This window comes from Butyrivibrio sp. XBB1001 (assembly GCF_000424505.1).
Lineage (GTDB): Bacteria > Bacillota > Clostridia > Lachnospirales > Lachnospiraceae > Butyrivibrio.
On the sequence record NZ_AUKA01000002.1, the window covers coordinates 395,550 to 409,565 of the forward strand.

Consider the following 14,016-nt stretch of genomic DNA (forward strand, 5'->3'; position numbering starts at 1 on the left):
TACGCGGGCCCTCTTTTTTCTTACTTTCAAAAATACTTTTTATAATATTTTTATATACGGTATAAGGTTTTGTGATAATATTATCCTATGGAAGAGAATTTTTTTATTCCCTATAACTACATAGGTGAGATAGCCGGACTTGTCATGGCAGGTCTGATTCTTTTGATAATGCTATATACAAGCCCCAAGAAAACATTTGTTTATAAATATGTTTTCAGAGGGACAATCTTGTCTATAGTATCTATTCTTGTGCACATATCAATTCTGTTTGTTGCCAATAATCCAGATGAGTATTACAACAGCTTCTTGTTTATTTTTCAGCTATTGTTATTCCTTGTTTTATACAATGGGATTCTTTATTTTATTTTTTCCTACGTGAATATGATGTCCATTGTACGCAGAAGGCAGCGCAAGGAATTTCTTATGATGTATAGCCTGTTGTCTGCTATCTATTTTATTGGCGTTATTGTAGAGATTGCTGCCACAAGGCTCTATAGTCTTGAGCTTGGCGGAATAGACATTACTCACTTTGTAAGATTTTATAGTGCTGCAGGAATTGTTTGTGCTATAGTCTGCATGAATGCAACAATCAGCAACAGACCCAATGTGGCAAGAATTATCTGGTACTGCGTTATTACGCTAGTTCCTGTAGAAATAGTCCTTTTGGCCAGTCAGATATTGAGTGTAGGCCTGTTCCATACTGTTTATTCTGCGCTTTCTTATGTTCCGGTGTTTACCTTAGGGTATATTCTGTTTCATTCAAATCCTTATGATGAAACTACAGGAAGTCAAAATGTGTATGGACTTGTGGCATATCTTGACAAACACATTGGCAAAAGAAAAATGTACATTTGCTATGTTGATCTTAAATATCCCAATGTAGAGAGTTTTGGAGACTTGGTTGATGATCTTTTTCTGAAAGGGATTGCTATTTGCAGGGCTATGGAAGCTATAAAGCCTGCTTTTAAGATATTCAGAGTATCAGAGAGCAAGTATGTAAATCTTATTGAAGCCAGAGATGAGAAACAGTTTCTTAGTGTGATCAACAGTATAAGAGGGGTGCTTGATGGAGCAAAAGCTGACTTTTATGTTCCATTTAACTATGTTATCGTATCCGGCGAAGTTCCGGAGGATATTGGCACCCCTACAAAGTGCAGGCAGTTTTTTGAATTTGTTTCAAGGAGATTTAAGGATCAGAACAGTAGCCATTTCTATGTGATAAAACCAATAGATTATGATGACTTCCTGGAAAATTATGAGATATCAGTAGCTTTGGAGGATATCAGAAACAGACTTGATCTTGAAGATGAGAGAGTTCTTGTATATGCACAGCCTATCTACAGTGTAGAAACTGGCAGTTTCAGGGTAGCTGAAGCTCTTACCAGGCTTAAAATTGGAAATCAGATAATAAGTCCTGATAAGTTTATTCCTATAGCAGAAGCTTCAGGTACTATACATGCTATTACCTGTATCGTACTTGATAAGGTATGTAAAGCTGTTGAGAGTTTTTCAGATTATTATGACTTTGATGCTATATCAATAAACATTTCTTCAAGAGAGATATCCCAGGATAATGTAAACGATGACCTTATGGAAATCATAGAAAAATATGACTTTGATGTTTCTAAGATAAGGTTTGAGATCACAGAATCTGCTATGTTTGAGAATTTTGACAGGGCAAATGACAACATGCATTATCTGACAAACTCGGGAATTCAGTTCTATTTAGATGACTTTGGTACTGGTTATTCGTCTTTTGAGAGAGTAATGAATTGCCCGGTCAAGACTATCAAGTTTGATAAAGCTCTTTTGTATAAGTCTCTTGATGACAATAGAATGGATGACATCATGAGCTATATGATAGAAGTCTTTAAGAAAAATGGATTTGTCACTCTTATTGAGGGTGTTGAGGATGAGTCCCAGAGTCAATATAGCATGGAGAGAGGCTTTGACTATATTCAGGGATATCATTATGCCAAGCCTGAACCGATAGAAAATATGAAGAAGTATTTTTCCAGAAAAAATAAATATTGAAATATAGTACAGAGATAGGTGGGAATTTAAGCATCCCACCTTTTTTCTATGCGGCCAAATGCTTAATTTTGTCACGTTGACATTGATGATATGATTGTATACAATTATACAAATAGAACAATTAGTCGAAATAGCGGGGATTTTGCTATGCAGGAGAATAATACTTTCCAGAATCGTCCTGTCACCATGAATGACAAGAACAATCTTTTACAGATTGAAGAGCATATGTACATTCTTGATGACGTAGAGAGACCAAATGTATTTAGAAATATGTTTCCTTACGAAGAGGTACCTAAGATTCCTTTTAATGACAGAATCGTGCCCCACAATATGCCCAAGGAAATATGGATAACCGATACAACCTTCAGAGATGGTCAGCAGTCCAGAGCACCATATACAACAGATCAGATTGTTCATATCTATGATATGCTTCATGAGCTTGGCGGCCCTAATGGAATGATAAGACAGAGTGAGTTCTTTTTATATAGTAAGAGTGACAGAGATGCTGCTCTTAAATGTATGGAAAGAGGCTATGAATTCCCGGAGGTTACCAGCTGGATCAGAGCATCAGAAGAGGACTTTAAGCTGGTTAAGGCAATTGGGATGAAGGAAACAGGAATCCTTGTGAGCTGCTCCGACTATCATATTTTCTTAAAGCTCAAGATGACCAGAAGACAGGCCCTCGACCACTATCTTAGTATTGTAAGAGCCTGCCTTGATAATGGTATAAGCCCCAGGTGCCATCTTGAGGACATAACAAGAGCTGATATTTTTGGTTTTGTGGTTCCTTTCTGTTTGGAACTTATGAAGCTCAAGGATGAATATAAGATTCCTATCAAGGTTAGAGCCTGCGATACCATGGGATATGGCGTTAACTTCTCAGGCGCCGTTATTCCCAGAAGCGTTCAGGGTATCATTTATGCTATAAATACTAATGCCGGTGTTCCAAGTGAACTTATCGAGTGGCATGGACATAATGATTTTTACAAGGCAGTTACCAATTCTACTACGGCCTGGATTTATGGCTGCAGTTCTGTTAATACTTCACTATTTGGTATTGGCGAGAGAACAGGTAACACCCCTCTTGAAGCTATGGTATTTGAATATGCCCAGCTTAAGGGTACTTTAAATGGCATGAACACCACAGTCATCACAGATCTTGCTGAGTACTATGAAAAAGAGATAGGCTTTACAGTTCCGGCAAATACGCCTTTTGTAGGCAAGAACTTTAATGTTACAAGGGCTGGTATTCATGCAGATGGTCTTCTTAAAAATGAGGAGATCTATAATATTTTTGATACTGAGAAATTCTTAAAGAGACCTCCAGTAAGTGCTGTTTCAAATACATCAGGACTTGCAGGTATTGCTCACTGGATCAATGTTCACTACAAACTCCGTGAGGAACATGCACTATCTAAGACATCTCCACTTGTTTCTAAGATAAAAGAGTGGGTTGATGCAGAATATGATGGCGGAAGAGTTACTGTTATGACTGATGCAGAGCTTGTCAGAGAGATAGACAAGGTTTCAGAGGAACTTGGCATTATTGTAAAAGAAGGAGAAATTGTAAGCCGATAAGGCTGTGAGGAAGTATGGAGAACAAAGAAATCAAAGGTGATATTAAAGACGACGTAAAAGGCGAATCCATGGATAAATACTCTTTGAGAGGAAGAGTATTTCACACCATAAGAAATGATATCTTAAATGGCAAATACAAGGACCATGAGGAGCTTAGAGAGGTTGCCATTGGAGAGGAACTTGGCGTCAGCAGAACTCCTGTAAGAGAGGCTTTCAGACAGCTTGAACTTGAGGGACTTATTCAGATCATTCCCAATAGAGGAGCTTATGTTACAGGCATAAAGGTCAAGGATATCAAGGATATCTACATGATCAGATCAAGACTTGAAGGTCTGTGCGCAAGATGGGCCTGTGAGAATATAACAAAGGCGCAGCTTGATGAGATGGAGGAAACTCTTTATCTTGCTGAGTTTCATGCTGCAAGGGGCCATATGAATCAGATGGCTGAACTTGATAACAGATTCCACACCATATTATACGAATCATGTAATTCCAAGATGCTTGAGCACCTTTTGAAGGATTACCACCAGTATGTATGGAGAGTCAGAAAAAAGACTTTATCAAGCAGCCGTGGTGCTGTTTCAAACGTAGAGCACAAGTACATCATGGAGGCTATTAAGGAAAATAACCCTGACAAGGCTGAAGAGCTTGCACATCAGCATATGATAAATGCTTTTGAAAATATGCTAGATCAGGGACTTCTTGATATGTACGAGTGAGTATAGATAAAACGACTAAGGAGAATGGAATGAGTAAGATTCAGATGACTACGCCCATTGTTGAGATGGATGGGGATGAGATGACAAGAGTTTTGTGGCAGATGATCAAGGATAAGCTTATCCTGCCATATGTTGACCTTAAGAGCGAGTATTATGACCTTGGTCTTAAGCATAGAGATGAGACTGATGATCAGGTAACTGTAGATAGTGCCAATGCAACTCTTAAATATGGCGTAGCAGTTAAATGTGCTACCATTACTCCTAATAACGAGCGTGTAGAAGAGTATGGACTTAAGAAGATGTGGAAGAGTCCAAATGGAACCATAAGAGCTATTCTTGACGGAACTGTATTTAGGACTCCGATCATGGTAAAGGGTATTGAGCCAAATGTCAGAACCTGGGTCAGCCCTATTACACTTGCAAGACATGCCTATGGCGATGTTTACAAAAATGTTGAAATAAGAGTTCCAGGGCCTGGTAAGGCAGAACTCTTATTTACAGGTGCTGATGGCCAAGAGATAAGAGAGACAATCTTTGATTTCAAGGAGCCAGGTATCATCCAGGGTATCCATAACAAGGACGCTTCAATTGAGAGCTTTGCAAGAGCCTGCTTTAAGTATGCTCTTTCTGAGAAAAAAGAGCTGTGGCTTGGAACCAAGGACACTATTAGTAAGACCTATGACAGAAGATTCAGAGAAATCTTTGATGAAGTATTTGAAAAAGAGTTCAGGAAAGACTTTGAGGAAGCCGGAATCACATACTTCTATACACTTATTGATGATGCAGTAGCAAGAGTCATGAAGTCCAAGGGCGGATTTATCTGGGCCTGCAAGAACTACGACGGCGACGTTATGAGCGATATGGTATCCTCAGCCTTTGGTTCACTTGCTATGATGACTTCCGTTTTAGTATCTCCAACTGGGGTTTACGAGTATGAGGCAGCTCATGGAACAGTTCAGAGACACTATTACAAGTATCTAAAGGGAGAGCCTACATCAACTAACCCTGTAGCTACTATTTTTGCCTGGACGGGAGCTCTTAGAAAGAGAGGCGAGCTTGATGGCATAGCTGAACTTGTTGAGTATGCAAACAAGCTTGAGAAGGCAACTCTTTCTGTAATAGAGTCTGGCCGCATGACAGGAGACCTTGCACTTATCACATCTCTTCCTGATCCGGTCAAGCTTGGATCTGAGGAGTTTTTGGATGCAATCGCTGCAGAGTTTGAGACCCTGTGATATTGCAAATTTTATTTTTTACATAAAGTTATGAACATGCTAAAATGTCTTAGTTGCTTATTTGATTAAGCAACTAAGACATTTTTTTGGAGTTAGATATTATGATTCTTTCAGTTCACAATATAACCAAATCATTTGATGGAAAAGATATATTAAAGGGCGCATCCTTCCATATGGAAAAGGATGAGAAGGCAGCTATTGTCGGAATTAATGGCGCTGGTAAGACAACCCTTTTAAAGATCATTATCGGTGAAATGTCTGCAGATGACGGAGAAGTTACTTTTTCCAAGGACCTTACCTGGGGGTATCTTGCCCAGAATCAGAACATAGATACAGAGAAGACTATATATGAAGAACTTGTCGAGGTAAAAAGAGATATCATCGACCTTGAGAACAGCATCAGGCAGGCAGAAGAGCAGATGAAGCATGTAACTGGTGATGAACTTAATGCCCTCATGGATAGATATACCAGAATGCATGATGAGTTTGCAAGACAGTCTGGATATGCCTGGCAGAGTGAAGTCACAGGCGTTGCCAAGGGCCTTGGCTTTTTAGATGAGGAACTTGACAAGAAGATAAATACCTTATCTGGAGGTCAGAAGACAAGAGTAGCACTTGGCAAACTTCTTCTTCAAAAGCCTGATCTTATAATCCTAGATGAGCCTACTAACCACCTTGATATGAATTCAATCAGGTGGCTTGAAAACTATCTTTTAAACTACAAGGGAGCAGTTCTTATTGTATCTCATGACAGATATTTCCTTGATAAGATAGCTTCCAAAATTGTCGAGGTAGAAAATACCAAGGTAACTTCTTTTGTCGGAAATTACAGTACCTATGCTGTTAAAAAAGAGCAGCTGCGTAAGACCCAGTGGGCAGCCTATATGAAGCAGCAGGCTGAGATAAAACATCAGGAAGAAGTCATCACAAAGCTTAAGTCCTTTAACAGAGAAAAATCAATAAAGAGGGCTGAGAGCCGCGAGAAGATGCTTGAAAAGATAGAGGTATTAGATAAGCCTGTAACCATTGATGACCGCATGAAGATTTCACTTAAGCCTTCCTGCGAGAGTGGCAATGACGTATTAACAGCTACTGGTCTTTCCAAAGCTTTTGGAAGTGAGAAACTCTTTTCCGGCCTTGATTTTGAGGTTAAAAAGGGCGAGCACGTAGCCATAATAGGAGATAACGGAAGTGGTAAGACAACCCTTCTTAAGATCATTAACGGGGTGGAATCTCTTGATGCAGGCGAGATTGAACTTGGAGTTAAGGTTAAGATAGGATACTACGATCAGGAGCACCATGTACTTCATGATGAGAAGACCTTATTTGAAGAAATATCAGATGCTTACCCAACTCTTAATAATACTGAGATTCGCAATACTCTGGCAGCTTTTTTGTTTACTGGAGATGACGTGTTTAAGAGAATTGGTGACCTTTCTGGTGGTGAGAAGGGAAGAGTATCTCTTGCCAAGCTCATGCTATCAGATGCTAACTTCCTTATCCTTGATGAGCCTACCAACCACCTTGATATTACTTCCAAGGAAATCCTGGAGACTGCAATCTCAGGCTATGAAGGAACTGTACTTTATGTCAGCCATGATCGTTACTTTATAAATCGTACAGCTACCAGAATTCTAGATCTTACTCATGGCCAGTTTGTTAACTACATCGGAAACTATGACTATTATATTGAGCATGTAGATGAGCAGATGCAGCGCCTCTTTGGCCAGAACAGCAATGTCGGAAACGCTTCTCTTGCTGATGGAAGCTACAAGTATGCAGAAAGTGCCACTAGCGGACTTAGTGATGAAACAGTAAGTGCATCAGAAACCTCTAATACGGGGGCTCTCGACTGGAAAGCCCAGAAGGAAATCCAGGCAAAGCGCCGCAAGCTCGAGAATTCCCTTAAAAAGTGCGAGGAAGACATCGCAAAATGTGAATCCAGAGATGCTGAGATAAACGAGCTCCTTGCAGATCCTTCTATCGGTACCGATCTTGCCAAACTGCGTAAGCTTAGTGATGAACAGACAGAGATTCAGGATAAGCTCGCTGGCCTTTATGATGAGTGGGAGCAGGTTTCATCTGAGCTTGAAGAGCTATGAGAAAATGCTGTTTACCTTGACCTTGCCAAGGCCTACTTATATAATAAATGGGGTGTGTGGAATCACAGATAAAAGGAGTTTGCTTTGAAACGTTTATATATACCACTTGCATGGGAACTGCTTTTTGTAATAGCTACGACCATTTTACCGAAACAGTCATTTCACCTGTTTTTTGTGTTTTATCTTGGCCTTCTTGTATATTTTTATTATTTTCACAAGCAGTTTTCATTTCGCAAATTTGCGCGAAATCTTACCAGGATAAAGAGATTCTGGTTGCCTGTACTTATAACTTTTATAGGACTAATGCTGTGCAATGATATCAATCACAAGCTTATTCAGCCCTATTTTTCTACTGTCAGGGATGGAACAGTTAATATCATTACTAAAAACGACCTGCTTCCAACATTCTTTTATGCACTTATGATGATAGTGATGAAGCCTGTGGCAGAGGAACTTTTCTTTAGAAAGGCCATTATTTCTTTTGGCAGCAAGAAAAGAGTGTTTGTGCTGACTATTGTTAGCCTTATTTTGTGTGCAGTATCAAGAGCCCATGGATTTTTGGGGATTGCCGAGTGGATGATCATGGCTATTCCGGTAACTATTGCTTATGTGGCTACCAGGAATATCTATATATCCGTAATGGCACATGTGGCTTTTGAATTTTATGATAACATTTATTCCATTGTTTATGCTGTCGGCAGAATTCTTAACAGATAATGCTGATGTATAAAATAAACTAATATTCCACAAGGAGAGGAAAAAGTTATGTTGGAGAAATGTTTCAAACTGAAGGAACATGGTACGACTGTCAAGCAGGAGGTCATTGCTGGTCTGACCACATTCCTCACCATGGCGTATATTCTTGCCGTAAACCCTAATATTCTTAGTGCTTCCGGTATGAATTCAAACGCTGTCTTTGTTGCTACAGCGATTGCATCAGCAATAGCAACATTCTTAATGGCATTCCTTGCCAATTACCCAATCGGTCTTTCTGCTGGACTGGGTCTTAATGCGTATTTTGCTTACACTGTATGTTTGGGGGAACTTGCAGGAGAGGAAGATCCATTTAAAATCGCTCTTGCAGCAGTATTTGTAGAGGGTGTTATTTTCATTCTTTTATCTGCCTTCAAATTTAGAGAGCAGATAATCAATGGTATTCCACAGAATCTTAAGTTTGGCATTTCAGCTGGTATAGGCGTTTTCATTGCCTTTATTGGTATGCAGAATGCAGGTATTATCATAGCTAATGATGCTACAATAGTAGGACTTGGAGATTTCTCTGACTGGAATATGCTTCTTGCACTTTTTGGTCTTATCCTGATTTCTGCACTTGTTTATCATAAGGTTACAGGTGGTGTTCTTATAGGAATCATTGTTACCTGGATAGTTGGAATGATCCTGCAGGCTGTTGGAATTTATGTTCCTGCGGAGGGGACAAGCTTATTCCCGGATTTCTCACATGGACTTCAGCTTGGAGCTATTTCTCAGACAGCATTTAAGCTTAACTTTAGCTGGGCTGCAGATCATATCATCCGCTTTATTGCTATTGTATTTAGTTTCCTTTATGTTGACCTGTTTGACACAGTTGGTACCGTAGTAGGTGTCGCTGACAAGGCAGGACTTCTTGATGAAAAGGGAAATCTGCCTAGAGTAGGCAAGGTGTTCTTTGCTGATGCTGCTGGAACAACCTGCGGAGCTTTACTTGGAACTTCAACAATCACAAGCTTTGTAGAGTCTGGTGCTGGTGTTGCAGCTGGTGGTAAGACTGGTCTTACAGCATTCACAACAGGCGTAATGTTCCTTGTATCTTTGGTACTTAGTCCTATTTTCCTTGCTATTCCTTCATTTGCAACTGCTCCAGCTCTTATCTATGTAGGAATGCTTATGGTATTTAGTATCTCCAAGGTTAAATTTGACGATGGAGATATTGCTGATTCAGTAGGTGCTTATCTTGCACTTATCATGATGCCTCTTTCATATTCAATTGCTACAGGTATCATGTTTGCTATAATCGGATGGTTTGTAATTAAGATCATCGAAGGTAAGATCAAGGAGATCAGCCCTATCATGTGGGCGGTAGATATTTTGTTCCTTTTGCGAATAGTAGCGCTTATGACTGATTTCCAGTAAAAACTATTTGTAATCGCTATTTACATGGTATAATAAAGCCGGTTGCTGAAAATACTTCAGTAGCCGGCTTTTTAATAATTTTAATGAGGAGAAAGAGTATGTTTGGAAAAAAAGGGAAAATGCAGAATGCTCACGGCTACAAAGAGTATAAGTCCAAGACCAGCCCCAAACTTATAATTGCTATAGTCATTGCAATTGTAGCTTTGATCTGTGTTGGCGAGAGCTTTTATTCTGTTAAGGAGCAGGAACAGGCTGTTCTTACCATGTTTGGTAAGGTAATCAGAGTAGACACAGCAGGTCTTTATTTCAAGGTGCCATTTATTCAGGAGGTTCATACCATTGATATGACAACTCATGGCATCGGAATTGGCTATGTGATCCAGGATGGCCAGAATATTACAGTAGATGATGAGGGTGTTATGATCACCTCTGATTTTAACTTTGTAGATATTGATTTTTATCTTGAGTATAAGGTTAGCGATCCTGTGGCATATTATTATAATTCAAGCGATCCAGAGCTTATTATGAAGAATATGGCTCTTGCCTGCATCAGAAATACAGTAGTCAACTACACTGTAGATGATGTTATAACTACTGCTAAGGGACAGATTCAGTCAGAGGTTAAAGAGACACTTCAGAAAGAGCTTGCTAACAAGAATATAGGCATGATGGTGGTCAACCTTTCTGTACAGGATGCAGAGCCACCAACACAGGAAATCGTTCAGGCCTTTAAGTCTGTTGAAACAGCCAAGCAGGGCAAGGACACAGCTGTAAACAATGCCAAGAAGTATCAGAGCGAGACTCTTCCTAAGGCAGAGGCTGATGCAGATAAGATCGTTCAGGATGCAGAAGCTTACAAGCAGTCCAGAATTGCAGAGGCAGAAGGTCAGGTCGCAAGATTTAATGAGATGTATGAGCAGTACAAGCTTCAGCCATATATCACCAAGAAGAGACTATTCTATGAAACTATGGAAGATATCCTTCCAGATCTAAAGGTTATCATCACAGATGGAGAAACCCAGGAAATGTTACCTTTAGACAGCTTTAACGGAAATTGATGGAGGCGTGATATGGAAGGAAAAAAGAAAAACGGTTTAGTATTTGGCTTTATAGCAGCAATTGTCGTGATTGCTGTGGTTTTAATTGGCTCAGCAACCTTTGTTGTTCACCAGAATGAATATGTTACAGTAAGACGCTTTGGTAAGATTGTATCTATCGTTTCTGAGCCGGGACTTCATTTTAAAACCCCATTTATCGAGGATACACAGTCTATCAGCGGCAAGGTTATTATTTATGATATCCCTGCATCTGACGTTATTACCAAGGACAAGAAGTCTATGATTACAGATACTTATGTACTCTGGAGAGTAACTGATCCACTTAAGTATGTTCAGACTCTTAATGCTCTTAGCAACAGAGCAGAGGAGAGAATAGAGGCTTCTGTATATAACGCTACCAAGAATGCTATTTCATCAATGTCTCAGGACGAAGTTATAGAGGCAAGAGGTGAGACCTTAACTGGAATCATTACAACAGAAGCTAATTCCGATATGGAAGGTTATGGTATTTCAATTATCCAGGCACAGATCAAGGCCCTTGACCTTCCAGATGACAACAAGAACGCTGTTTATGAGAGAATGATCTCTGAGCGTAATAATATCGCAGCTTCCTATACAGCTCAGGGTGAGGCTGAAGCTCAGAAGATCCACAATGAAACTGACAAGCAGGTTGCAATCGTAAAGGCTAAGGCTCAGAAGGACGCAGCAGTGCTTGAGGCTGAGGGAGAGGCAGAATACATGAAGACTCTTTCAGAAGCTTATAATACAGAGGAAAAGGCTGAGTTCTACAACTACATGAGGGGACTTGATGCACTTAAGGCATCTTTATCAGGAGATAAGACTATCATTCTTGATAAAAATTCAGAGCTTGCCAAGATACTTTATGGTAATTTCAATTGACACAATAGGTTAAAATGTGCTTTAATAGTTTAAACTGTTGAAGACAATCGGACCTGTCCGGATTCAAATGTCTGGGCAGGTTTTTCTTTGTTCTTTATCTAAAATAATCGTTTTTCAGGGGGCAAGAGAAATGAGTGAAGAAAAAAGAATTCCTTACAAAATTTATCTTAGTGAGGACGAGATTCCAAAAAGATGGTACAACGTAAGAGCTGATATGAAGAATAAGCCGGCTCCACTTCTTAATCCGGCAACGCTTAAGCCAATGACCTTTGAGGATCTTCGTCCTGTCTTTTGCGATGAGCTTATCAGGCAAGAGCTTGATGATACTACGCCTTACATCGACATTCCAGAAGAGGTAATGGACTTTTATAAGATGTATAGACCAGCTCCTCTTGTAAGAGCGTACTTTCTTGAGAAGGCTCTTGGAACTCCAGCCAAGATTTATTACAAATTTGAGGGAAATAACACTAGTGGCAGCCACAAGCTTAATTCTGCCATTGTACAGGCTTATTATGCCAAGAAGCAGGGACTTAAGGGCGTTACCACAGAAACAGGAGCAGGACAGTGGGGAACAGCTCTTTCTATGGCATCTGCATATTTTGGGATTGATTGCAAGGTATACATGGTTAAGGTTTCCTATGAGCAGAAGCCATTTAGACGCGAAGTTATGCGTACCTATGGAGCAAGTGTAACACCATCACCTTCCATGGATACAGAAATTGGACGCAAGATAAATGCTGAACATCCTGGAACGACAGGCTCTTTGGGCTGCGCTATTTCAGAGGCTGTAGAGGTAGCAACCAAGACTGAAGGCTACAGATATGTTCTTGGAAGCGTGCTCAATCAGGTACTGCTGCATCAGACTGTTATTGGCCTTGAGGCCAAGGCAGCTCTTGATAAATATGGAGTTAAGCCAGATATAATAATTGGATGCGCTGGAGGTGGATCAAACCTTGGAGGACTTATTTCTCCATTTATGGGAGAAAAGCTCAGGGGAGAAGCCAATTACCAGATCATTGCAGTAGAGCCTGCAAGCTGCCCTTCACTTACACGAGGCAAATTTGCATATGACTATTGCGACACAGGAATGGTTTGTCCTCTTGCCAAGATGTACACGCTTGGCAGCAACTATATCCCATCACCAAACCATGCTGGCGGACTTCGCTATCATGGCATGAGCCCTATTTTATCTCAGCTTTATGATGATGGACTTATGGAAGCTAGGAGTGTTGAACAGACATCAGTATTTGAAGCTGCCCAGCAGTTTGCAAGAGTTGAGGGTATTCTTCCTGCTCCAGAGAGTAGCCATGCGATAAGAGTTGCGATAGATGAAGCCTTAAAGTGCAAGGAAACAGGAGAAGAGAAGACAATTCTCTTTGGCCTTACAGGTACTGGATATTTTGATATGGTTGCATATCAGAAATATAATGATGGCGTTATGATGGATTACATCCCATCTGATGAAGAACTTGAGAAGAGCTTTGCTACACTTCCTAAGATTAATATTTGACAGGAGAAATAAAGACATGAACATAGTTTGTTTGGACCTTGAGGGCGTTCTTGTTCCAGAAATCTGGATCGCGTTTTCTGAGGCTTCTGGTATTCCGGAGCTTAAGAGAACTACAAGAGATGAACCTGATTATGACAAGCTTATGAGATGGAGAATAGGTATCCTCAAAGAGCATGGCCTAGGACTTAAGGAAATACAGGATACTATTGCTAAGATTGACCCGCTTCCCGGGGCAAAAGAGTTTTTGGATGAGCTTAGAAAGACAACCCAGGTCATTATTATCAGTGATACCTTTACTCAGTTTGCAACTCCTCTTATGGAGAAGCTTGGCTGGCCTACAATATTCTGCAATTCTCTTGAGGTGGCAGATAATGGGGAAATTACAGGCTTTAAGATGCGAATTGAGAATTCTAAGCTTACTACTGTGAAGGCACTTCAGTCTATTGGCTATGATACAATTGCAAGCGGAGATAGCTATAATGACCTTGCCATGATACAGGCTTCCAAGGAGGGCTTCTTGTTTAGAACAACAGATCAGATCAAAAAGGATTATCCTGATCTTCCTGCTTTTGAAGAGTATGATGAACTTCTAGCGGCTATAAAGAAAGCCTTATAAGAAAAAATTGAAAAGTCAGATTCCTATTAACTGGGAGTCTGGCTTTTTTCTGATTTAATGAGTAAATAGTCGCTATGTGACTATTTGTTCTTGGGGTATAATATAGTTAGTTGGTATATAAAAGCCTTTCATTA

At 40.0% G+C, this 14,016-nt stretch carries 11 protein-coding genes; all 11 read left to right on the top strand.

Translation table 11 applies throughout. From position 1 onward, the window contains the following. Window positions 1–87 precede the first annotated feature (87 nt). The gene (locus G631_RS0104550; RefSeq protein WP_026488446.1) at window positions 88–2,034 is read left to right on the top strand and encodes an EAL domain-containing protein; all 1,947 of its coding nucleotides are present in this window, start codon (window positions 88–90) and stop codon (window positions 2,032–2,034) included. A gap of 147 nt (window positions 2,035–2,181) precedes the next feature. Then, window positions 2,182–3,612 carry a 2-isopropylmalate synthase gene (locus G631_RS0104555; RefSeq protein WP_026488447.1) on the top strand — a complete coding sequence of 477 codons (1,431 nt, stop codon included), beginning with the start codon at window positions 2,182–2,184 and terminating at the stop codon, window positions 3,610–3,612. A 14-nt stretch (window positions 3,613–3,626) separates the two neighbouring features. Next, window positions 3,627–4,331, top strand: a complete 705-nt coding sequence (locus G631_RS0104560; RefSeq protein WP_051196835.1) for a GntR family transcriptional regulator — start codon at window positions 3,627–3,629, stop codon at window positions 4,329–4,331. 29 nt (window positions 4,332–4,360) lie between these two features. Continuing rightward, complete coding sequence (locus G631_RS0104565; RefSeq protein WP_026488449.1) at window positions 4,361–5,566, top strand: NADP-dependent isocitrate dehydrogenase; 1,206 nt, start codon at window positions 4,361–4,363, stop codon at window positions 5,564–5,566. Between the two features lie 101 nt (window positions 5,567–5,667). After that, window positions 5,668–7,668 (top strand): ABC-F family ATP-binding cassette domain-containing protein, encoded by a 2,001-nt coding sequence (locus tag G631_RS0104570; protein WP_026488450.1) that lies wholly within the window; start codon window positions 5,668–5,670, stop codon window positions 7,666–7,668. An 84-nt stretch (window positions 7,669–7,752) separates the two neighbouring features. Beyond that, on the top strand, window positions 7,753–8,385 hold the full coding sequence (locus tag G631_RS0104575; RefSeq protein ID WP_026488451.1) for a CPBP family intramembrane glutamic endopeptidase: 633 nt from the start codon (window positions 7,753–7,755) through the stop codon (window positions 8,383–8,385). A 48-nt stretch (window positions 8,386–8,433) separates the two neighbouring features. After that, on the top strand, window positions 8,434–9,798 hold the full coding sequence (locus tag G631_RS0104580) for an NCS2 family permease (RefSeq protein WP_330365654.1): 1,365 nt from the start codon (window positions 8,434–8,436) through the stop codon (window positions 9,796–9,798). A gap of 98 nt (window positions 9,799–9,896) precedes the next feature. Next, on the top strand, window positions 9,897–10,856 hold the full coding sequence (gene hflK, locus G631_RS0104585; protein WP_026488453.1) for an FtsH protease activity modulator HflK: 960 nt from the start codon (window positions 9,897–9,899) through the stop codon (window positions 10,854–10,856). Between the two features lie 12 nt (window positions 10,857–10,868). Further along, on the top strand, window positions 10,869–11,756 hold the full coding sequence (hflC, locus tag G631_RS0104590; protein ID WP_026488454.1) for a protease modulator HflC: 888 nt from the start codon (window positions 10,869–10,871) through the stop codon (window positions 11,754–11,756). 130 nt (window positions 11,757–11,886) lie between these two features. Continuing rightward, window positions 11,887–13,266: a TrpB-like pyridoxal phosphate-dependent enzyme gene (locus G631_RS0104595; protein WP_026488455.1), complete on the top strand. Its 1,380-nt coding sequence runs from the start codon at window positions 11,887–11,889 to the stop codon at window positions 13,264–13,266. Between the two features lie 16 nt (window positions 13,267–13,282). Further along, complete coding sequence (thrH, locus tag G631_RS0104600) at window positions 13,283–13,882, top strand: bifunctional phosphoserine phosphatase/homoserine phosphotransferase ThrH (RefSeq protein ID WP_026488456.1); 600 nt, start codon at window positions 13,283–13,285, stop codon at window positions 13,880–13,882. Window positions 13,883–14,016: the final 134 nt, after the last annotated feature.